Here is a 21851-nt window from a genome sequence, read left to right as displayed (position 1 = left end):
TCAGGCTCATAACCTGAAGGCCGCAGGTTCAAATCCTGCCCCCGCAACCAAAAACACCCAAAAGCCCCGTAGACAGAAATGTCCCGGGGCTTTTTGACGTTTGGGGGGGCAAGATCCTCCGCCTTCTCCTAGAAACTTCGCGTCTCTTCATTGTTGGGCCGGTTGTGACGGGCCGCGAGCTCAGCGTCGTGATATTTGGCGGCGAGAGACTGAAACAGCGCGCGCAAAAGGATCCACTTCAGTGTCTCGCTTTTGGGCGTATTCAGGCGCCGCGTGTTCAATGAGGGTTAGGCAAGCCCCTCCGCGGCGGCATAGGCGGAGAGCACGTCCTTGATGTTGCGATCCTCCTCCTTGGGGAGCAGGGCGCGGGTCGTGATCGAATCGAGGTGATGGGCCATCAGCTTTACCGCCTGATCGGTCTTGCCCGCGACTAGGTCGTCGAGGATCTCCTGATGCTCCGACACGGCGCATTCGGACGAATGGGGGCGGCCGTAAAGGGCGAGGATCAGGGAGCTGCGCGCGACAAGTTCGTTCACATAGCGAATGAGGCTGGCATTGTTCGTCATCTGGGCGAGCAATGTATGGAATTCGCCCGCCAGGCGGATGGAGGTTGCATGCTCCTGCTTGGACGCCTCTTCGGCGGCGATATGGGCGGACAACACGTCGATCTGTTCGCGCGTCAGCTTGCCGGAGAGCGTTTCCACGACGAGGCGCTCCAGCGCCATGCGCGTCAGGAAGAGGTTGCGGCCTTCTTCCAGCGTCGGCCGGGCAACCGTCGCGCCCTTGTTCGGACGCAGATCGACCAATCCTTCTTCGCTGAGACGCACCAAAGCCTCGCGCACGAGCGTCCGGCTGACGCCGAGGCGTTCCCCGATCGAATCTTCCGGCAGCTTGGCGCCCGGCGAAAGGGCCTGGTCGAGAATGGCCCGCTTCAAAGCGCGATGAACGGCCTGCGAGCGGCCGCGGCCTGAATCTCCGACTTTGCTTGCCATTGAGCGAACCTCCAAATGATGAATGGACCGGGAAAATTGCACACAAAGGTCGATTCTGTCCACCGGTTCGGCATTGCCTGCCCTCGGCCTTCTGGTGCCGCAGCATGCCCTGATACTGTCGGTGCAATATTCCTGCCCGTCGAGCGGGCGCGCTCTTTACCGGCTAAAGAATGCATGCATATATAGAGAAAATATGTATACAAAAATTGAATCCCTTAAAGGCAAGGCATTGCATGCCAATGCGGCGCTCTTCGGGGTCGAGCGAGCGAAAGCGGGAGATTGATGTCGATGGACGGCCGCACCACCCAAACACAGACGAGCGACAGGACTGAATTCGACTTCACGGCTCTGTCGGCGCGCGAGCGTTACAAATTGATGATCGGCACGATCATTCCGCGGCCGATCGCGCTCGTTACCACCGTGGACGAGCATGGCACCTTCAACGCGGCCCCGTTCAGCTTCTTCAACTGTCTGTCCGCCGACCCGCCGATCCTTGCCATTGGCGTCGAGAACAATGCCGACATGTCGTTCAAGGATACCGGCCACAACATCCGCATGACGGAGGTGTTCACCGTCAATATCGTCTCTCATGCCATCGCCGAGGCGATGCATGTCTGCGGCACGAAATATCCGCGCGGTGTCGATGAACTGAAACATGCCGGCCTCACGGCCATGCCGGGCGCGAAGATTGCCGCGCCCTGGATCAAGGAGGCGCCCGCCGCCTTCGAATGCCGGCGGCATATTACCCTGGAACTGGGCAAGTCCCGCCAGATCATCATGGGCGAGATCGTCTTTGCGCATTATCAGGAAGGCGCGGTGGATTCCGCCCTGCATGTCGATCCGAACGTCATCGATGCCATCGCGCGCCTTGGCGGCGATACCTGCTCGACAATCCGGGATCGCTTCGAGATGTTGACGCCCAAGCTGGGCTGAACGGGTTCGAAGACTGGCAGACTTGAATGAGGAACAAACGCATGACGACATTTCCACCGTCCGGGCGCTTCGGCGGTCCGGTTCTCCTGACCGCCCGCTGGGTCATCGGCCATCGTGACGGCCGTCACGTGATCTTCGACGACGGCGAGGTCGTTTTCGAGGGAGACAGGGTGGTCTTCGTCGGCCACGATTATCCCGGCGAGGTTGCCGAGCGTATCGACTATGGCAATGCGATCATCTCGCCCGGTTTCGTCGATCTCGATGCGCTTTCGGATCTCGATACGACCGTGCTCGCTTTCGACAACCAGCCCTCGTGGAAGAAGGGGCGGGTCTGGCCGAAGTCCTACATGGACCGCGGTCCCTATGAAATGTATTCGCAGGAGGAGCTGGCGTTCCAGAAGCGCTATGCTTTCGCCCAGCTCATTCGCAACGGCGTGACGACCGCGCTGCCGATCGCCTCGCTGTTCTACCGCGAATGGGGCGAAACGGACGCCGAGTTTTCCGCCGCCGCCGATGCTGCGCATGAACTCGGCCTGCGCGTCTATCTCGGCCCCGCCTATCGCGCCGGCAACAGCTATGTCGACGAGAACGGCCGCATCGCCTTCCACTTCGACGAAGAGCGTGGCCTTCGCAACTTCGCCGACTCGCTGGCTTTCGCGGAACGCATCGAGGGCCTCGGCTCGCCAATCGTGCGCGCCATGCTGGCGCCCGACCGCATCGAGACCGGCACGCCGGAACTCATGCGCCGGACGGTGGCCGCCGGGCGCGATCTCGATATTCCGATCCGCCAGCACTGCTGCCAGTCGGAGCTGGAGTTCGATCGCATCACCAGTGCCTATGGCATGACGCCGCTCGAATGGCTCGACTCCATCGGTGCGCTTTCCGACCGCATGCTGCTGCCGCATGGCGAGCTTGTTGCCGGCACGCGCAATGTGGAGCGTGCCGGGCGCGACCTCGACATCCTGCGCAATGCCGGGGCGACGCTGGTGCATTGCCCGATCGTTTCGGCCCGCCATGCCGGTTTCATGGACAGTTTCAGCAAGTTCCGGGCGATGGGCGTGCGCATCGGCCTCGGCACGGATACATGGCCGTGCGACTTCATCCAGAACATGCAGGTCGGCGTGCTGCTCTCGCGTGTCATGGACGGCTCGATCGACAGCGTTCGTTCCGAACACTATTTCGACGCCGGCACGCTCGGCGGCGCGGATGCGCTGAAGCGGCCGGATCTCGGCCGCCTCGAGCCCGGTGCGAAGGCGGACATCATCGTCATCGACATGGGGCACGACCGCATCGGCCATGTCATCGATCCGATCCAGACATTGATGCTGAGCAGCTCGGGCCGCGATGTGCGCACGACCATCATCGACGGCCGTTTCGTCATGGTCGATGGCGTCATTCCGGGCTTCGACGCGAAAGCCGAGCAGGAGAGGGCGCAGCGCCAGTTCGACGGCCTCGTCGCGCGCTATCCGGAGCGCACCCATGGCCACCCGCCGGTCGAGGAAATCTTCTCGTCGAGCTATCCGCGCTACCGCCGGGATGCCTGAACTCAGGACGTAAAAACAGAAGGCCGCCGCGGAACAAATCCGCGGCGGCCTTTCTGGTCATTGGGGCTGCCTCAGCGTACGGGCGGCGCGTACATCAGGCCGCCGTCGCTCCACAGCCGGTTGAGGCCGCGGTCGATCTTCAGCGGGCTGTCCTTGCCGAGATGGCGTTCGAAGATCTCGCCGTAATTGCCGACGGCGGAAACCGCGTTATAGGCCCATTTCGGATCGAGGTTCATCGCCTTGCCGGCCTCGCTGTCGATGCCGAGGAAGCGTTTCTGCGCGGTGGTGCCGCTTTCGAGCAGCGAGGCAACGTTGTCCTTGGTGATGCCCATTTCCTCCGCCTCGATCAGCGCGAAGAGCGTCCAGCGCACGACCTTGAACCATTGCTCGTCGCCCTGGCGCACGGCCGGGCCGAGCGGCTCCTTGGAAATCACCTCGGGCAGCACGACGAAGCGGTCCGGGTCGTTCAGCGTCAGGCGCTGGGCATAGAGTGCCGAGGCGTCGGTGGAGTAGACGTCGCAACGGCCGGTGTTGAAGGCCTGGATCGTCTGGTCCGGCTTCTCGAAGGCGATGACCTGGTATTCGATCTTGTTGGCGCTGAAGTAGTCGGCCATGTTCTGCTCGGTCGTCGTGCCCGTTTCCGTGCAGACGGAGGCGCCGGAAATGTCCTTGACGCTGGTGACGCCGACCTCTTTGCTGACCATGAAGGCCTGGCCGTCATAATAGTTGACGCCGACGAAGCTCATGCCGAGATCGGTGTCGCGCGACAGCGTCCAGGTGGTCTGGCGGGACAACAGGTCGACTTCGCCCGATTGCAGCGCGGTGAAGCGGTCCTTCGTGGAAAGCGGCACATAGGCCACCTTGTCGGGGTTGCCGATCACGGCTGCGGCAACCGCCCGGCAGAAATCGACGTCGAAGCCGCCCCACACACCGTTCTTGTCGGGCACGGAAAAGCCGAGCACGCCCTGGCTGACGCCGCAGCGGACTTCGCCGCGCTCCTTGATGACGTCGAGTGTGCCGGCTTGGGCGGCCGTGCCGGCAGCGAGCGTGGCTGCGGCCATGGCCAGAATTGCGTTCTTCATGGGGTTCTCCTCCTTGTTGATATTGGGCATGCGTCGTCCCGGCCGGGGAAGCGTGGCCCTCCCGGCTGATCGGTTTGAATGTCGGTGTCTTTCGCCTAGCCGAGCGTTCTTGCGACGTCGGCGAAGGTGTCTTCGAGTACGGCGATCAGATGATCGGCATCTCGTTTCGAAAAGATCATCGGCGGGCGCATCTTCAGCACGTTGTCATGCGGCCCCTCGGTGCCCATCAAAACACCGCGGCGGCGCGCACCGTTGGAGACGGCACGGGCGAAGTCGGTCGCGGGCGCCTTGGTCCGGCGATCGCTAACCAGTTCGATGCCGAGGAACAGGCCGAGGCCGCGCACGTCGCCGATAACCTCATGGCGCGTCTGCATGTCGCGGAAGGCATCCATCAGGTGGTTGCCGATCGCCAGCGCATTGCCGCGCAGGTCCTGACTTTCGATGACGTCGAGCACGGCGAGGCCGACGGCGCAGGAAACCGGATTGCCGCCGAAAGTGTTGAAATATTCCATGCCGTTGTTGAAGCTGTCGGTGACCTCGCGGGTTGTCACCACGGCGGCCAGTGGATGGCCATCACCGATCGGCTTGCCCATGGTGACGATATCCGGCACCACGCCCTGCGTCTCGAAGGCCCACCAATGGCTGCCGACACGGCCGAAACCGACCTGAACTTCATCGGCGATGCACACACCGCCCGCATCGCGCACCAGCCGGTAGACCTCCTTGAGATAACCTTCCGGCAGAAAGACCTGACCGGCGACGCTCGGGATAGATTCCGCGATGAAGAAGCCCGGTCCTTCGCCCTTCGCCTGCATGAGGGCGATCTGTTCGGCGACGCTCTCGGCGAAACGCTTGCCATGCTCCTCGATCGGCCAGTCCGCCGGCGCGCGGTAGCTGTCGGGCACCGCCGCGATATGGACATGCGGCTTCGGACCCTTGCCGCCTTGGCGGCGGAACTTGTAGGGGCTGATGTCGATCAACTCCTGTGTCGTGCCGTGATAGGACCAGTCGAGCGTGATGGCGTTTTCGCGGCCGGTATGCGCGCGCATCAGGCGCAGCGCCAAGCTGTTGGCCTCCGAACCGCTGTTGACGAAACCGGCGACCGTCAGCTCCTTCGGCAAGGTCGCCGTCAGGCGCTCGGCATAGGCGACGATGTTGTCGTGCAGGTAGCGGGTATTGGTGTTGAGCGTGGCGGCCTGTTTGGCCATCGCCTCCACCACGGCCGGATGGGCGTGGCCGATGTGGCAGACATTGTTGAAGCAGTCGAGATAGGCCCGGCCGCCGTCGTCGATCAGCCAGACGCCGTCGCCGCGCACGAACTTGATCGGCTTGTCGTAGGAGATGGAAAGGTTCGGCAGGAGCAGCTCGCGCCGCACCTTGACGATCTCGTCGTGCGAGCGGCCGCCTCGCTGATAGAATTCCTCGGCAATGCCGGCGAAGGTGCGCGCATCCGGGAAGAGTTCCGCCCAGACGTCGAGATACCGCGGCTCGCCGACGCCGAGGATTTCGGTGGCGGAGAGGTTGGTATCGGTCGAAAGCTGGAGATGCAGGTGCGGCGCCCAGCCGCCGTTTTCCGCCGGTGCGCCCATCTCGCCGACGAGCGCGCCGGCATCCAGCCGGTCGCCGGCCTGCAGGCGGCCCATCGCCTCATGGGCGAGGTGGCCCCAGAGCGTCACGAAGGGCGGGCAGCCTTCCGGTTCGTGCCGGAGCGCGATCAGGCAACCGTAACCGAGCGGATCCGGCTCGACCTCGACGCTTACGACGGTTGCGGGCAGCGGCGTGAACACCTTGGTGCCAGCCGCCATGAAGAGGTCGAAACCGAGATGGTGCGTGCGGCGTGCGCCCTCGATGAAACGCGAGACGAACATCTCGCCGGCATAGACGGTGCGCGCCTCGCCGAACGGGCCGATGCCGAGCTCGACGCCGGTTTCCGCGCAATAGGTCTCCCAGATCGCCTGCGCCGCATCCGGTTGCTCGGCAGCCGATTTGACGGTCATCGGATGGGTGGGGTCGCCATAGGGCACGAGTGCTGCCGGATAGGTCGCGGCCGGCCGCGCCAGCAGGGGGGCAAGCGATTTGCGGTTTCTGGCAATCCAGTCGGTGACCGCGCGGGCGCCGGGTGCCGCCTCGAAGCCGCAGGCCTTGCGCAGGATGGCGGTGGCAAATCGCGGGTTCATCCGGTCGAGCTTGCGCAGCAACGTCCAGGCTGGACGCTCGCTGATGGCGAGATAGGGGTTGTCGTCCGTATGGCTGCGGCGCGAGGCGGAGATCGTCACCGAGGTGACGAGACGCAGGGCGATCAGATCGTAGAGGAGGTCGATTTCCTCTTCCAGCAGCGGATATTCGGCATGGAAACCGCGAGCGATGGCGGCCGCCGCACCGATCGGGTCGGCATGGTCGAGGCCGGCATAGGCGCTCGCGATGGCGACTTCGGCGATCAGCGGCGCATGCAGCGCATCGCCGAAATCGATGAGGCCGGAGATGCGGTTCTGATCTGCGGGATCGACCAGCACGTTCCAGTCGTTCGCATCGTTGTGGATGACGGCGGCGCGCAAGGTCGCAAGACGCGGCGCTACGCTGGCAAAACGCGCGAGAAAGCGTTCGAGCAGCGCGCGGTCTTCCGCTGCAGCGACGTGATGCAGCCGCTCCGCCGAACGGCCGGCCTTGCGGATATCCCAGTCGAGATCGCGCAGCGCGCCCGGATGCATGAAGCCCTTCAGCGCTGCATCGAAACGGCCGAGCATGCGGCCGAGGGATTCGAGCGTGGCATCGCTGCGGTCCGTTTCTGCCAGCGGCTGGCCATCGACCCAGCTAACCAGCCGGACGCGGTGGCTGACGCCGTTGGCGCTGGTGGTGCGGGCAAGGCTGGCACCCGTCGCCGTCGGCCGGATGTGCGGCACCGGCAGGTCGCCGGCATGGGTATCGATATGGGCAAGCAGCGCGGTCTGGAAGTCGCTCTCGACTTGCGGCTCGGCGGCGTTGACGATCTTGAGAATGAAGGTCCCGTCCGACGTTTCCGCTTTAAAATTCTGGTCGCGCTCGCTTGCGAGCGGCGAAAGCGTGCCCGTCAGCCCATAGTGCTCGGCAAGCAAGCCGGCAGCGGCCTCGAGGGAAATGTCCGGTGTCGTCTTCAGCATGTCGTTCATGGCAGTCCTCTTCGTGGCGCAAAGAGTTGCATGGACGCGGATCAACTGCATCCGGCATTATGCCGGTTGTGCCGGCACTCTGTTTATAATAACCGTCATCTTGTCGGCGCGATCTTGGGAGGGGCCATGCAGGATACGGACGCCATCGACCGCACCATTCTCAGCATCCTGACCAAGGAGGCGCGCATTCCGATGAAGTCGCTTGCCGGCCGCATCGGGCTCTCGCGCAGTGCCACGACCGAACGCGTCAGCCGGCTGGAAAAGGCGGGCATCATCCGCGGCTACCGGGCGGATATCGGCCAGCTCGACGACGGCCAGATCCAGGCCTTCCTGCTCGTCACCCTGAAGCGTACGCCTTCGATCGGCGTGCTCGATCGGCTTGCGGGCTTTTCCGCCGTGCGCAAGGTGTCTTCCGTCAGCGGCCAGCTCGATCTGGTGGTGGAGGTCGAGGTCGGCTCGATCAACGCGCTGAACGAGATGCGCAACGAAGTGGCGACAATGGACAATGTCGAGGACCTCACGACGTCCATTGTGCTGCGCCGGGATATCGAACGCAGCTGAACCCGGCTGTGGAATCCGCTTGATCGATCAAGGCTTTCGGCCACGGGTGGTTGCCCATGCCACCTCAAGTGACGTATCGAAAAACAAACATAAGGGGATACCGCGCCGCATGAGCGAAGATTGGGGACATTTCGACGAGGACCTGGAGCGCGCCCGCGTCGCATGGCTCTATTTCATCGGCGGCCAGACCCAGCAGGAAATCGCCCAGCGCATGAACATCACGCGGCTGAAGGTCAACAAGATCATCGGCCAGGTGCGCGAATCCGGCAGCGTGCAGGTCAATGTCAGCCTGCCTCTGACCGACTGCATCGAGCTCGCCGAAAAGGTTTCCGCCCGCTACGGCCTGGTCGATGCGGTCGTCGTGCCGGATCTTGACGATTACCTCGAGCAGAAGCGGGTGATCGGCGAGGCCGCCGGCTCGCTTGCCAGCGACCTGATCGAAGGCCGCGACATGGGCGTCGGCATCGGTTCGGGACGCACGCTGAGCTTTGCCGTGCGCAGTCTACGCGCGCGGCCGAAATCCGAAAGCTGGGTGGTTGGCCTGACCGGCGGCGTCACCAGCGGCTCGGCCACCAACACGTTCGAGGTGGCAACCGCCTTTGCCCGCGCACTCGACGTTGAGTGTCACTATCTGACGGCGCCGATCTATTGCGCCAATCCCGAAAGCCGTAACGCCTTGCTGCTCAACGACGAGCTGACGGACGTGCTGGCACGCACCGAGATCGCCGATATCGGCATCGTCTCCTGTGGCGCGCTCGCGCAGGATACGTCGCTGACGCAGATCCGCGTGGTGAAGGACAATCTCGATGCAGTGCTGAAAAGCGGCGCCGTCGGCGAATTCATGGGGTGGTTTCTCGATGCGCGCGGCCAGGCGATCGATCATTTCCTGAATGACTCGATCATCGCGCTACCACCGGACAAGCTGAAGCTGAAACCGATTTCCGTACTGGTATCCGGCGGTATTCGCAAGATCCCGATCATCCGGGCGATCCTGCGCGCCGGCTATGTCAACCGGCTCGTCACCAATGAAGGTGTCGCGCGAGCCCTGTTGCAAGGCCCGCGCTGACGGTTCAGGTTAAGCAAGCGCCTTCTGAAGCGCCGCCGTCATGGCGCGCAATGTCACGAAAGTCGATGCGGCACCCGGGTCGATATGGCCGACCGAGCGCTCGCCGAGCTTTGCCGAGCGGCCACGACGCGATTCCAGCGCCGCCGTCGCCTTCATGCCGGCCTCGCCGCCATTGCGCGCGGCAAGCAGCACGTCGAGCGCCGAGCCGCCGTCCTTCGCCACCTTCGTGCCGGCCTCGACCGCCGGAACCCAGGCATCGATCATCGTCTTGTCACCGGGATCGGCCCGGCCGCGATCGCGAATGCCCTGGCAGGCGGCACTCAGCCATTCGGCCATGCCAGCGCCATCGAGGTTGAGGCGGTGGCTGACGGCCGTGCCGGCGCGCAGGAACGCGGTGGCATAGAGCGGGCCGGAGGAGGCGCCGACCGCATCGAGGAAGGCCTTCGCCATGCGCTTGCAGATGGCCTCGATCGTCTCATCGTCCTGGGCGTCTTCCAGCGCGCTCTGAACGGCCTTCCAGCCGATCTCCATCGTCACACCATGGTCGCCGTCGCCGATCACGCCGTCGAGTTCGGAAAGCCAGTTCTTCTCCGCGATGATTTCGTTGCCGACGGCATGCATCATCGTCTTGAAGATCGCCGGCGTCACATCGCCGTCGGTCAGAAGCTCGCGCGGCTTTTCCTGCGCGGCTGCCGTGCTCTCGGCGACTTTGACGGCCTTGCGGCTGCGCGCGGCAACGCCATCGGTCTTCTCGAAGGCGCCGACGACGAGGGCCGGCGTGCGGCAGGGGTGGTCGAGAAGGGCCTGCAAAGTGTCGTCGAGCTTCATCAGCGTGACAGAGGCGCCGGCCATTTCCAGCGAGGTGGCATATTCGCCGACCCACGAGGCATGGATGTCGATACCCAGCGCATCGAGCCGCTGCTTGACGCGGCGGAAGATGAGGTAGAGTTCGATCTGCGAGGTGGCGCCGAGACCGTTGACGAGAACGGCTACGCGATCGCCCGCCTTCAGGCCAAGCTCCTTGAGCACAGCCTCCACCAGCTCGTCGGTCACGTCGTCGACCGGCGCAAGCTTCTGGCGGCGGATGCCGGGCTCGCCATGGATGCCCATGCCGATTTCCATCTCGTCGTCGCCGATGGTGAAATTCGGCTTGCCGGTCTGCGGTAGCGAGCAGGGGCTGAGGGCCACGCCCATCGAACGGGTCGCCTCGTTGGCGGCCTGCGCCAGGGCTTCGACGCGCGCCAGCGGCTCGCCGAGATCGGCGGCGGCACCGGCGACCTTGAAGACGAAGAAGTCGCCGGCAATGCCGCGGCGTTCGGATTTACGGTCGATCGGCGCGGAGGCGACGTCGTCGGCAACCGCGACGTGACGCACGGCGATGCCGGCCTGCTCCAGCTCTTCCGCGGCCATGGTGAAGTTCAAGACGTCACCGGTATAGTTGCCGTAGAGCATGACGACGCCGACGCCGCCATCCACGGCGCGGGCCGCCTCGACGATATGCGACGGCGAGGGAGAGGCGAAGACGTTGCCGACGGCGGCGGCGTCGGCAAGGCCGCGCCCGACATAGCCGGCAAAGGCCGGCTCGTGGCCGGAGCCGCCACCGACGACGATGCCCACCTTGCCATCACGCGGGCCATCGACCGCGACAACGGCCCGTCCGGTCGATCCTTCCACGCGCAGCATGTCCGGATGCGCGCCGACCATGCCTTCGATCATCTCGGCGATGATGTTTTCCGGCGCGTTGATCAGCTTCTTGGTTTTGACTTCCTGGTTCATTCTCTTGTCTTTCGTCAGATCGATGCGGCGGCTTGTATCAAGCGTCACGGCGCAGATAACGGCGGGAAATGGCGTCGAAGGAAATGGCGAGCACGACAATCGCACCCGAGACGATGCCCTGCCAATAGGGCGAGACGCCGAAGAGCACGATGATGTTCTCGATGATGGCAATGATGCCCGCACCGAAGATCGCGCCGATCGGGCTGCCGATGCCGCCCGTCGTGGCGACGCCGCCGATGACGGAGGCGGCGATCGGCGCCAGAACCCAGGTTTCGCCGATCGACGGCTGGGCGGTGCCGAGGCGCGCGACCATCAGCACGCCGGCCAGTCCGGCAATCGCACCGGCCACGCCGAACACGAGAAGGCGGATCTTGTCGACCTTGATGCCGAGCATGCGCGCGCCGGCCTGGTTGTTGCCGATCGCGTACATGTAGCGGCCGAACGGCGTCTTCAGCATGACGAAGGTGGCGAAGGCCAGAGCCACGAGCATGATAAGGAAGGGTACCGGAATGCCAAGAAGGTCGCCGCGGCCGAGATAGTGCACGTCGCGCGGGATGCCGGTGATCGCGACGCCGCGCGTCAGCACGAGGTTTGCGCCGCCGAAGATGCCGGCCGTGCCGATGGTGAGAACCAGCGAATGCAGCCGGAGCACGGTCACCAGCAGGCCGTTGAGCAGGCCGAGACACGCGCCGAGCAGGATCGCCAGCAGCATGGCCGAATAGGGCTCGACGCCGAGCCGCACCATCAGGATGCCCGAGATGACGCCGCACAGGCCGCCGATCACGCCGAGCGACAGGTCGAGTTCGCCGAGCACCATCAGCATGGACTGCGCGATGGTGATCAGGCCGACGAAGGCGAGCCCGCGTGCGATGACCGACAGGTTGTAGGGCGTGAGGAAGTAGGGGGAGATCAGCGCTGACAGCGTGAAGATGACCGCCAGGGCGACGAAGACGCCGGCAAGCGGGCTGCGCGCCAGATGCGCGACGGCGCTGGTTTGTGTGGAACTAGTTTGCATGGGCTTTCGCCTCCGTGCCGAAGATGGCGCCTACGAGGGTTTCATTGCTGGTGTTCGTGGTGTCGAACTCGCCGGTGATGCGACCATGGTGCATGGTCACGATGCGGCTCGCGCATTTCTTGAGCTCATCGAGTTCGGAGGAGACGAGGATGACGCCGACGCCTTCTTCGGCGAGGCCCTTCATGATCTTGTAGATCTCGGTCTTGGTGCGGATGTCGATGCCCTTGGTGGGTTCGTCGAAGATCAGCACGCGCGGCCGCGTCGCCATGGCCCGGCCGATAATGGCCTTCTGCTGGTTACCGCCGGACAGCTGCGAGATGCGCTTGCCCATGCCGGAGGTGCGGATGCCGTAGTCGTCGATGATCTTCTGCACCGCCTCCCGCTCGCGCCCCCCGCTGATGCCGAACGAGCCCTTGGTGAGCGACAGGATGGAAATGCCGATGTTTTCGCGCAGCGACAGCAACGGGAAGATGCCGTGATGTTTGCGCTCCTCCGAGAGGTAGAGCATGCCGCCGTCGACCGAGGCGGAAGTGTCGTTCAGCGTCCAGGGCTTGCCCTCGACCGTCACGGCGCCGGCCTTGGCCTTCAGGAAGCCGAAGACCGTCTGCATGACCTCCGACCGCCCGGCGCCCACAAGCCCGGCAAAGCCGAGGATCTCGCCGCGGCGCAGGTCGAAGCTGACATCGTGGAAACGGGCGCCGGAAAGGCCGCGCACCTGCATGATCGTGTCGGTGACAGGCCCTTGCGGGCGAAAATGCTCGTCGAAGGCGAGGTCCCGGCCGGACATGGCGCGGATCAGGTCCGCTTCGCCGATGTCGGCGATCCGGCCGCTTTCGACCTTCTCGCCGTTGCGCAGCACCGTGTAGTCGTCGCCGATGGCGAAGACCTCGTCCATCTTGTGGCTGATGAAGACGATGGCGTGGTCGCGGTCGAGCAGGCCGCGGATGACCTTGAAGACGCGGTCCACCTCGACGCGCGTCAGCGACGAGGTCGGCTCATCGAGAATGAGGACCTTCATGTCGGCATTGGTGCAGGCGCGGGCGATCTGCAGCAGCTGCTGGTCGGAGACGGAAATGTTGGCGACCAGCGCGCGGGGATCGGCCTCAATGCCGAAGCGTTCGAGATAGGTCCGGGCCTCCTCAACGAGCGCGCTGCGATTGACGAGAAGCCCGCCATGCCCCGTGCGGTCGAACGGCATGAAGAGGTTTTCCGCAACGCTCATCTGCGGGAAGAGATTGAGCTCCTGCGGCACATAGGCGACGTTCTTGTAGAGGCTCGCATCCTCGGCCGGGTCGCGGCCGTCGATCAGCACCTGGCCACGCGATGGCCGGTCGGTGCCGGTAAGGATCTTGACGAGGGTGGATTTGCCCGCACCGTTCTCGCCGGCGAAAATATGCGTGCGGCCGAGTTCGATCGACAGATCGACACCGTCGAGGGCGGTCACGCCGGGAAAGTCCCGGCCGAGGCCGCGGGTTTCGAGATAAGCCATGGGATACCTGCGCGCAGGATGAAGACAGAAGAGGCGCGGGAAGGCCCGCGCCTCGCGGTGGTCCGGTCGTTCCGGATCAGCCGCCGACATTTTCCTTGGTGAGGAAGGCGTTGCCGGTGTCGAGGTAACCCGGCACCTTGGCGCCCGTTGCCTGCGCCCAGAGCAGCATGACCGACCAGTAGCCCTGCAGTTCCGGCTGTGAGGCCGACGAGCTGTCTGCGACGCCATCGCGGATCATGTCGAGCATTTCCGGCAGGTTGTCGAGGCCGACGAGCGTGACCTTGCCCTGCTTGCCGGCTTCGACGATCGCCTGGCCGATGCCGATCGGGCCTGCGGCGTCGGAAGCGACCCAGCCCTTGAGGTTCGGGTTGGCCTGCATGATGGCCGCCGCCTGCTGCTGCGCCGTCTCGATGCTGTCATTGTCGATGCCTTCGGCAACGACCTTGATGCCCTTGTGCTCGGCAAAGACCTGGCGGTGGCATTCGGCGCGGATCGAATGGTTCGGTGCGGTCGGAACGCCCTGCATGATGGCGACTTCGCCTTCACCGCCGAGAACCTCGACGAGGCGGCGGGCGGCGATCTTCGCCTGCTCGCAGAAGTCGGAGCCGATATAGGGGATCGCCATGCCTTCCGGCGGGATGGAATCGAAGATCACCAGCGGGATGTTCTGGTTCTGCGCTTCTTCGAGCGAGGCGCGGTTGCCCGAGGGGTCGAGCAGGTCGAGTGCCAGGCCGTCGGGCTGGGTCGCAAGCGCGCTGTCGATGATCTGGTTCTGCTGTACGACATCGGCGGACTGCGGTGCCGAATAGATGACTTCGACGCTCGAGCCGGTCTGCGCCTTGATCGCGGCGGCTGCCGCCTGTGCGCCTTCGTTCACCTTGTCGAACCACGGATGCACGACCTTCGGCACGACGACGAAGCGGTAGCTGTCCTTCTTGGTGGTTCCGGCGGCGTCCTGCGCCGACGCGGCGAGGGGCAGGGCGAATGCGGCGGCGCACGCCAGTAGCATGGCAAGTTTCTTCATGATGACCTCCCTTGGAGCAGGCGAAATGTCCTCCCGCCTGAATGATGGAACGAGGGCTCCGTATCGGGGCTTGCTCCCAAAACCCAAAGCCCGCGTCGAAATTGATACAGATGTATTTTTATTTTTACAACAGTAAATTCTTGTGCGCACGGAACCGGCTTTCCACACGGCGCACTTTCCCGCCGGCGCCATATGCGCGAAGATGCCGATCAAACGGTCGTCACGGAAAAAGATTGCCCATGCCGCTGCAAAACCGCGTCACGCCCTTCGGAGAAATCGTCGCCATCGCGCAGCGCGGCCTGTTCACCGGCAATCGTGGCATCCTCCACGATCCGGCGACGAAAACCCTCCTCACGAAGCGTTGGTCGAGTAAGGCCTGGCTGGTCTGCACCTGCGACTACAAGGGCCGCCGCCGGGATGTCATGGCGGGGCGGAGCTGGACGGAGCTGTTTTTTCTCGATGAAGCGGTGGCCTTTGCGGCCGGGCATCGGCCCTGCTTCTTCTGCCGGCGCGAGGCGGCGGAGCAGTATCGCGCATGCTGGGTGACCGCGAAGGGCGGGGCAAAGCCCACGGCACCGGGCATCGACAAAGTGCTACACGGCGAGCGGCTGGATCGCGGCAGAAAGCGCATCCATCCGCTGCCGGGGAAACTATCGTCCCTTCCGAACGGTGCCGTTGTGGTTGCCGCCGGCGCGGCTTTCACGCTTCACGCCGGCCGTGCCTTCCGCTGGACGAATGCAGGCTACGCCCCGTCACAATCCCTTCAAGACGCCGACGGACTGCTGACGCCACCCTCGACGCTGGCGGTGCTCGGGGCAGGGTATCGTCCGGTGTTGCACCCGTTGATCCTGTCCGGCTGACGATCAGGCGAGGCCAACCTCCAGCAGATCGACCAGCCGCGCCAGCATTGCGTCGCATCGGCCAAGTTGGTCGGCGCTGACGAATTCGTCCGGCTTGTGGCCCTGCTCCATGAAGCCGGGACCGCAGACGGCGGTGGAGATGCCGAGGATCTCGTTGAACAGCCCGCCTTCGGTGCCGAAGGCGACCTTCAGCGTCGGATCGTCATGATCGAGAATGCGCCGCAGCAGGCGCACCGCCGGCGCATCCGGCCCGGTATTCAGGCCCGGATAGCCGGAGACCTGTTCGATCTCGATGCAGGCCATGGGAAAGCGGTTGCGATGGGGCGCGGCGATCGCCTCGGCATCGGCCGCAATCCCGGCGAGGATGTCCTGCGGGTCGTCTTCGGCAATGTTGCGGATCTCGAAATCGATTTCGCAGCGGTTCGGCACGATGTTGAGCGCGGTGCCGCCGCGCATCATGCCGGCATGGATGGTGGAATAGGGTATGTCGTAGTCGGCGTCGCGCGCGCCCTTGATCGACAGCTCCGCCTGCCGCGCCTGAAGCGCGGTGATGAAGCTGGCGCCGAGATGCAGCGCATTCAGCGCATTTGGCGCGAGCGCCGAATGCCCCTCCTGTCCATGGCAGCAGGCGCGCAGCGCCAGCTTCCCCTTGTGGCCGGTGGCTATTCGCATGCCCGTCGGCTCGCCGACGATGCACAGCGCCGGCCGCTCAACCCGCATGGCCAACGCATCGATCAGGCCGCGCACGCCGATGCAGCCGATCTCCTCGTCATAGGACAGTGCGAGATGCAGCGGCGTTTTGAGCGGCCGGGAGGCGGCGATGAGCATGGCCCGCACCGCCGCCGCCACGAAACCCTTCATGTCGGCCGTGCCACGTCCATAAAGCCGGCCGTCCCGTGCGACGAGCAAGAAGGGATCGGTGCTCCAATCCTGCCCTTCGACCGGCACTACATCCGTATGTCCCGAAAGCACCACCCCGCCCGGTCCCTCCGGCCCGATCGTCGCCCACAGATTGGCGCGGCTGCCGTCGGGATGTGAAAACCGCTCGATCCGCGCGCCGATGGGACGGAGCAGACCCTCGACATAATCCAGCAGCGCAAGGTTCGACGTCCGTGAGACCGTCGGCTCGGCGATGAGGCGGGCGAGGATTTCAGGAGTCGAAGGAATCATGCGTGTGCTTTCATAAGATGGATGGCAGATGAAGGTGTGCTAAGCGCCCCCTCATCCGCCTGCCGGCACCTTCTCCCCGTTGGGGAGAAGGGGATGATCATCGGCGTCTCCGCTCGCCTTCTACCCAGCGGGGAGAAGGTGGCCCGAAGGGCCGGATGAGGGGGCGGCAACAGGCCGCCTCTCAAAGATCGCCGGGCACGCCGTAGCTCGGTGCCGCAGTGGGGTTGAGCGCACGCGTCACATACGCGTCCATCTCCGTGCGCCAGCGCGCCCAGAGAGCGGCACATTCCTCGATCGGATCGCCGTCCGTCCAGTCGATGCGCAGGTCCGCGACGTTCCACGAGACCTTGTCGACCATCACCAGACCCATCGAGTGCACCGGCCCCTCTTCGCCGCCTGCCGCGAGCGCTGCCCGCATGGCGGCGATCAGCCGATCGCCGAGATGGTTTCCCTCGGCTGCCTCGAAGGCCTCGACCATTGTCTGCGGAATGTCCGTCGTGGTCAGCATGTTGCCGGCCGCCACCACATTGCTGCCGCGCGCCGTGGCATGGGTGCCGAGCGTCCTGGCCCCGGAATAGGCGGCCGTCCGGCCCTCGGCGTCGACCAGCGCAAGTTGTCGGTATTCGATGAACGGCGCTTCCGCGATCAGGCGTTCCAGTGTCGCTTCGGCCGAAAGGCCACTTGCCATCAGGTCGAGCCCCTTCGGACCGAGCCGGGGATCGGTGATGTTCTGCGTCGAGACCGCGCCGACACCGGCGCGCACATGGGCGCAACGCGCCGCGACGCTCGGCGAGGAGGAGGAGACGGCGATGCCGAACATGCCGGTCTTTTCGCAGCGCCCGGAGACGGAGAAGGTCATGGCATCGTCCTCATGCTTCGTCGGGAATGACGGCGGTCGCCTCGATCTCGACCAGCCATTCCGGCCGGGCAAGTGCCGAGACGACGAGACCCGTCGAGACCGGGAACACGCCCTGGAGATACTTGCCCATTTCCGTGTAGACGGCCTCGCGGTAGCGGATGTCGATCAGGTAGACGACGACGCGGCAGATATGGCTGAGGTCGGAGCCCGCCTCGTCCAGCAGCATCTTGATGTTTTCCATCGCCTTGCGGGCCTGCGCCGCCGCATCGCCGATATGCAGGCTTTCGCGCGTATCGAGGTCCTGGGAGATCTGCCCGCGCACGAAAACCGTCGCCCCCCGCGCCACCACCGCCTGGCAGAGGTCGTTGTTGAGCTTCTGCTCCGGGTAGGTCTCCTTCGTGTTGAACGGGCGGATGCGGGTGTGCACGGGCATTTTGGTCTCCTTGATGGCGGTGGGAAAGCGCCGCGGCAACAATCCGCGGCGCGAAAGCGGGTTTACTGCAGGAGCTGCGTCCAGACGCGGGTCACCAGATCCTGTGCTGCGGCCGAGCAGGTGCGCGAGAAGGTGATCGGCACCTCGGGATAGAGTTCCGGCGCCGTGTCCTTGGTGTTAACGACCTTCTCCTGGACGACCTTCATCGGCGAGGAATGGGAATAGAAGTTCATCTGCTCGGTGGCGTTTTCCAGCGTCGACATGAACTCGATGAACTTCACCGCATTGTCGCGGTTCGGTGCGCCCTTCGGCACCACGTAGCTGTCCATCCAACCGACCAGGCCTTCCTTGGTCATGGCGAGACTGACGGGCGAGCCGGCCTTGCGGGCGCGGAGCGAGTCGCCATCCCACCAGAAATGCGCCGAGACTTCGCCGGAGGCGAGGCGGCTTGCGATATTGTCGGAAGAATAGGCGGCGACCGACGGCTTCTGCGCCATCAGCAGGTCCAGCACCTTCTTCATCTCCGCCTGGTCTTCCGAGCAGAACGGCACGCCGAGATAGAGCTGGGCGGCGCCGATCACCTCGTCGGGATAGGACAGGAGGGCGATCTTGCCCTTCAGTTCGCCCTCCGGCTCGAAGAAATATTTGAAGCTGTCGGTCGGACCCTTGTACTGCTCGGTGTTCACCACGAAGCCGGCGGTGCCATAGGCGAGCGGGATCGAATAATCCTGCGTCTCGTCCCACCACTGGTTGCGCCATTTTTCCTCGATATTCTCATAGGCCTTCAGTTTGCTGGCACCGAAGTTTTCGATGAGGTCCTGGTCGATCATCACGCGCAGAAAGTGCTGCGAGGGTGTGGCGATGTCGTAGCCGGAGGAGCCGGCCTGCAGCTTGGTCAGCAGGTCCTCGTTCGAGGTGAAGCTGTCGACATTCACCTTGACGTCGTTCTCCTTGGAGAATTTTTCGATCAGCGCAGGCGAGATGGATTCCGCCCAGGCGTAGATGTTCAGCTGCCCTTCCGCCTGCGCGGCTGTGGAAAAGCAGAGGGCGAGGGCCGTGGCTGCCAGGTATTTTTTCATCGTCAGTTCCTCTCTTTGTTTATGGTTCAGGCATTTTCTCGGGCGCCGCGCGCTGCGACCAACAGCGCGACGGTGGCCAGGATGAGCGAGGCAAGGATCAGCAGCGTCGCGATGGCGTTCAGTTCCGGCGACGTGCCGGCGCGGATCAGCGAGAAGATGTAGACCGGCAACGTCGTCGAGCCGCCGGTCGAAAGCAGGTTCGAGGTGATGAAGTCGTCCATCGAGATCAGGAAGGCGAGCATCGCGCCGGAAAAAACGCCCGGAAAGATCAGCGGCAGCGTGACGCGGCGAAACGTCGTCCAGCTGTTAGCATAGAGGTCGGCGCTCGCCTCCTCGAGGTCGAGCGACATGCCCTGCAGGCGGGCGCGGATCGGCAGGAAGGCGAAGGGCGTGCAGAAGGCGGAATGGGCAATGGTCAGCCGCAGCATGCCGTTCTGAATATCGAGCAGCGAGAACAGGATGAGGGTTGCGACGGCCAGCACGATTTCCGGCAGCAGCAGCGGCAGGTTGACCACGGTCTCCGAGAGTTTGCGGAAACGGACATTCTTGCCGCGGATGATGGCGAGCGCGGCGGACAATGCGATCAAAGTGGAGACGACGGTGGCGATCGCCGCCACGATCAGCGAGGTCTCCAGCGCGCTCATCAGCGCCGCATTGTGGAGCGCCGAGCCGTACCATTGCAGGGAAAAACCCGTCCACACACCGGCAACCCGGTTGGCGTTGAAGGAATAGACCACGATCACCGCGAGTGGTGCGTAAAGATAGACGAAGAAGAGCGCGGTGAGCGGGCCGAGGCCGGGATAGCGTTTGACGTCGTGGCGAATGTTCATGGCAGGGCCTCCCGACGGGCGGCACGCAGGGCGGTAAAAATCAGGAAGATCATGACGAGCGCCATCAAGGCCATGGCGATGGCCGCGCCGAAGGGCCAGTTGCGGCCGCCGCCGAATTGCAGCTGGATCAGCGAGCCCATCATCATCTGCTTGCCGCCGCCCATCAGCGTCGGTTCCAGCACCGCGCCGAGCGCCGGCACGAAGACGAGGATGGCACCGGCGACGATGCCGGGTGCGGTCAGCGGCAGGATGACCCGGCGCAGCGTCACCCAGCGATTGCCGTAGAGATCGTGCGAGGCCTCGATCAGCGTGCCATCGAGCTTTTCGATGGAGGCGAAGACCGGCAGCACCATCAGCGGCATAGCGGTGTAGACCATCGCCGTCAGCGTCGCGCCGTCGTTGAACATGAAGCTCATGCCGGCGGGAAAACCGAGGGTTTCCAAGAGGCGCGGCAGCGTGCCGTCCTTGCCGAGAATGATCATCCAGGCATAGACGCGCAGGATCATCGAGACCCAGAAGGGCAGCGTCACCAGATAGACCAGCACCGCCTTGCGGCCCGGCGGCTGGCGCGAGATGAAATAGGCGACCGGCACGGCGAAGACGAGGCAGATCAGCGTGGTCGCACCGGCCAGCGCGAAGGTGCGCGTGATGATCAACAGATATTGCGGGGTGAATTCCAGCTCACCCGTCCAGCCCTCGTTGAACAGGATCTGGCGATAGCCGGCGAGGTTGAAATCCCAGGCAAAGCCGCCATGGGCGCCGCGGGTGGCAAGCGAGACGGCGGCGATGATGAAGATGGGCAGGATCAGCGCAAAACCCATCAGCAACCGCGACGGCAGCAGGCCCCAGAACGAAAGGTCGTGCCAGAAACGGGGGCGGGGAGCGCGGTCCGTTCCGGCGGTGGCGTGGAGGGCGGTGTCGCTCATGCCGCAAGCACCCGCGCCGAGCCCGCGACGAAGCCCACCGGTACGGTTGCTCCAAGGGGGATCGTATCCCCCTCGCGGGATGCATTGCGGCGGGAGGCGCGCAGCTCCGTGCCGGCAACATCCAGCGTGTAGTGGGTGTAGCCGCCCATGTAGTTCTTGTTGGTGATCCGCCCTTCGAAAACCACACCTTGCGCCTGGTCGCCGAGATTGATCTTTTCCGGGCGTACCGAGAGCGTCGCACGTCCCTTGGCGGCATGGCCGGTGGCGGGCACGGTGAGCGCCACGCCGAAGGGCGTGCGGATGGTCGCCTGTCCGCCTGCAGTTTCCAGCACCTCGACATCGAGAAAGTTCGTCTCGCCGACGAAATCGGCGACGAAACGGTTGACCGGCTCCTCGTAAATCTCCGCCGGCGTGCCGATCTGCTGCACCTCGCCACCGCCGAGCACGGCGATGCGGTCCGACATGTCGAGCGCTTCTTCCTGGTCATGCGTGACGAAGACGAAGGTGATGCCGGTGTCGCGCTGGAGCGTGCGCAGCTCGTCGCGCATTGCCTGACGAAGTTTCAGGTCGAGTGCCGAAAGCGGCTCGTCGAGCAGCAGCACCTCCGGTTCCGGCGCCAGCGCCCGGGCGAGCGCGATGCGCTGGCGCTGCCCACCGGAAAGCTGGGCCGGCTTACGCCTGGCCATCGCGCCCATATGCACGCGCTCCAGCATTTCGCCGACGCGGCTTTTGATGCGCGCCTGCTCCCAGCCGAGATTTTCCAGCCCGTAGGCGACGTTCTGCTCCAGCGTCATGTGCGGGAAGAGGGCATAACTCTGGAACACCGTGTTGACGCGCCGCTTGTGCGGCGGGATGGCGACGACCTCTTCACCGTTGAGCAGGATCGAGCCCGAGTCCGGGCTTTCGAAGCCGGCGAGCATGCGCAGCAGCGTGGTCTTGCCGCAGCCCGACGGGCCGAGCATCGTGAAGAACTCGTTGTTGCCGATGCCGAAGCTGACGGATTTCAGTGCCTGATAGGCCCCGAAGCTCTTCGAGACCGATTTCACTTCGATGGCCTTGTTCATCG

Annotated in this window: 19 protein-coding genes; 5 read left to right on the top strand and 14 right to left on the bottom strand. The window is 64.3% G+C overall.

Annotated elements, in window-relative coordinates; all coding sequences use genetic code 11:
• Positions 1–287: 287 nt before the first annotated feature.
• Positions 288–992 carry a GntR family transcriptional regulator gene (locus GR138_RS27440; RefSeq protein ID WP_160862446.1) on the bottom strand — a complete coding sequence of 235 codons (705 nt, stop codon included), beginning with the start codon at positions 990–992 and terminating at the stop codon, positions 288–290.
• A 288-nt stretch (positions 993–1280) separates the two neighbouring features.
• Here GR138_RS27440 and GR138_RS27435 point away from each other — a divergent pair, with 288 nt between their 5' ends.
• Complete coding sequence (locus tag GR138_RS27435) at positions 1281–1925, top strand: flavin reductase family protein (RefSeq protein WP_160862452.1); 645 nt, start codon at positions 1281–1283, stop codon at positions 1923–1925.
• Between the two features lie 41 nt (positions 1926–1966).
• Complete coding sequence (locus GR138_RS27430; protein WP_160862445.1) at positions 1967–3469, top strand: amidohydrolase family protein; 1503 nt, start codon at positions 1967–1969, stop codon at positions 3467–3469.
• Positions 3470–3540: 71 nt separating this feature from the next.
• Here the strand turns inward: GR138_RS27430 and GR138_RS27425 are convergent, their stop codons facing one another.
• Complete coding sequence (locus tag GR138_RS27425; RefSeq protein WP_160862444.1) at positions 3541–4551, bottom strand: amino acid ABC transporter substrate-binding protein; 1011 nt, start codon at positions 4549–4551, stop codon at positions 3541–3543.
• Between the two features lie 95 nt (positions 4552–4646).
• Positions 4647–7697 (bottom strand): aminotransferase class III-fold pyridoxal phosphate-dependent enzyme, encoded by a 3051-nt coding sequence (locus tag GR138_RS27420; RefSeq protein ID WP_160862443.1) that lies wholly within the window; start codon positions 7695–7697, stop codon positions 4647–4649.
• Positions 7698–7823: 126 nt separating this feature from the next.
• Between GR138_RS27420 and GR138_RS27415 the strand changes: the two genes are divergently transcribed.
• Both GR138_RS27415 and GR138_RS27410 read left to right on the top strand, forming a co-directional pair.
• Positions 7824–8258 (top strand): Lrp/AsnC family transcriptional regulator, encoded by a 435-nt coding sequence (locus tag GR138_RS27415; protein ID WP_069059869.1) that lies wholly within the window; start codon positions 7824–7826, stop codon positions 8256–8258.
• Between the two features lie 109 nt (positions 8259–8367).
• Positions 8368–9324, top strand: coding sequence for a sugar-binding transcriptional regulator (locus GR138_RS27410; RefSeq protein WP_160862442.1), 957 nt, complete (start codon positions 8368–8370; stop codon positions 9322–9324).
• A 9-nt stretch (positions 9325–9333) separates the two neighbouring features.
• Here the strand turns inward: GR138_RS27410 and dhaL are convergent, their stop codons facing one another.
• The 4 genes from dhaL to GR138_RS27390 all read right to left on the bottom strand — a co-directional run bounded on the left by dhaL (position 9334) and on the right by GR138_RS27390 (position 14628).
• Positions 9334–11100 carry a dihydroxyacetone kinase subunit DhaL gene (gene dhaL / locus GR138_RS27405; protein ID WP_160862441.1) on the bottom strand — a complete coding sequence of 589 codons (1767 nt, stop codon included), beginning with the start codon at positions 11098–11100 and terminating at the stop codon, positions 9334–9336.
• A 37-nt stretch (positions 11101–11137) separates the two neighbouring features.
• A complete protein-coding gene (locus GR138_RS27400) occupies positions 11138–12115 on the bottom strand; it encodes an ABC transporter permease (RefSeq protein WP_160862440.1) in 978 nt (325 codons plus the stop codon).
• On the bottom strand, positions 12105–13604 hold the full coding sequence (locus GR138_RS27395; RefSeq protein ID WP_160862439.1) for a sugar ABC transporter ATP-binding protein: 1500 nt from the start codon (positions 13602–13604) through the stop codon (positions 12105–12107). The genes GR138_RS27400 and GR138_RS27395 overlap by 11 nt, the downstream gene beginning before the upstream one ends.
• Positions 13605–13680: 76 nt before the next feature.
• On the bottom strand, positions 13681–14628 hold the full coding sequence (locus tag GR138_RS27390; RefSeq protein ID WP_160862438.1) for a substrate-binding domain-containing protein: 948 nt from the start codon (positions 14626–14628) through the stop codon (positions 13681–13683).
• A gap of 239 nt (positions 14629–14867) precedes the next feature.
• On the opposite strand from GR138_RS27390, the gene GR138_RS27385 reads away from it, so the two are divergent.
• Complete coding sequence (locus GR138_RS27385; protein WP_160862437.1) at positions 14868–15488, top strand: hypothetical protein; 621 nt, start codon at positions 14868–14870, stop codon at positions 15486–15488.
• 3 nt (positions 15489–15491) lie between these two features.
• Here GR138_RS27385 and argE read toward each other — a convergent pair whose 3' ends face one another.
• The 7 genes from argE to GR138_RS27350 all read right to left on the bottom strand — a co-directional run bounded on the left by argE (position 15492) and on the right by GR138_RS27350 (position 21849).
• Positions 15492–16658 carry an acetylornithine deacetylase gene (gene argE / locus GR138_RS27380; RefSeq protein WP_160862436.1) on the bottom strand — a complete coding sequence of 389 codons (1167 nt, stop codon included), beginning with the start codon at positions 16656–16658 and terminating at the stop codon, positions 15492–15494.
• 181 nt (positions 16659–16839) lie between these two features.
• Complete coding sequence (locus tag GR138_RS27375; protein ID WP_160862435.1) at positions 16840–17517, bottom strand: DUF1028 domain-containing protein; 678 nt, start codon at positions 17515–17517, stop codon at positions 16840–16842.
• 10 nt (positions 17518–17527) lie between these two features.
• Positions 17528–17950 carry a RidA family protein gene (locus tag GR138_RS27370; RefSeq protein ID WP_160862434.1) on the bottom strand — a complete coding sequence of 141 codons (423 nt, stop codon included), beginning with the start codon at positions 17948–17950 and terminating at the stop codon, positions 17528–17530.
• A 62-nt stretch (positions 17951–18012) separates the two neighbouring features.
• Positions 18013–19029, bottom strand: a complete 1017-nt coding sequence (locus GR138_RS27365) for an extracellular solute-binding protein (protein ID WP_160862433.1) — start codon at positions 19027–19029, stop codon at positions 18013–18015.
• A gap of 26 nt (positions 19030–19055) precedes the next feature.
• Positions 19056–19859, bottom strand: coding sequence for an ABC transporter permease (locus tag GR138_RS27360; RefSeq protein ID WP_160862432.1), 804 nt, complete (start codon positions 19857–19859; stop codon positions 19056–19058).
• Complete coding sequence (locus GR138_RS27355) at positions 19856–20785, bottom strand: ABC transporter permease (protein WP_160862431.1); 930 nt, start codon at positions 20783–20785, stop codon at positions 19856–19858. The genes GR138_RS27360 and GR138_RS27355 overlap by 4 nt, the downstream gene beginning before the upstream one ends.
• Positions 20782–21849, bottom strand: coding sequence for an ABC transporter ATP-binding protein (locus GR138_RS27350; RefSeq protein ID WP_202402879.1), 1068 nt, complete (start codon positions 21847–21849; stop codon positions 20782–20784). Before GR138_RS27350 ends, GR138_RS27355 begins: the two co-directional genes overlap by 4 nt.
• Positions 21850–21851: the final 2 nt, after the last annotated feature.

This window comes from Shinella kummerowiae (assembly GCF_009827055.1).
Classification (GTDB): Bacteria; Pseudomonadota; Alphaproteobacteria; order Rhizobiales; family Rhizobiaceae; genus Shinella; species Shinella kummerowiae.
The sequence above is the reverse complement of the archived record's forward strand: the minus strand, read 5'-3'. Positions and strand labels throughout refer to the sequence as shown.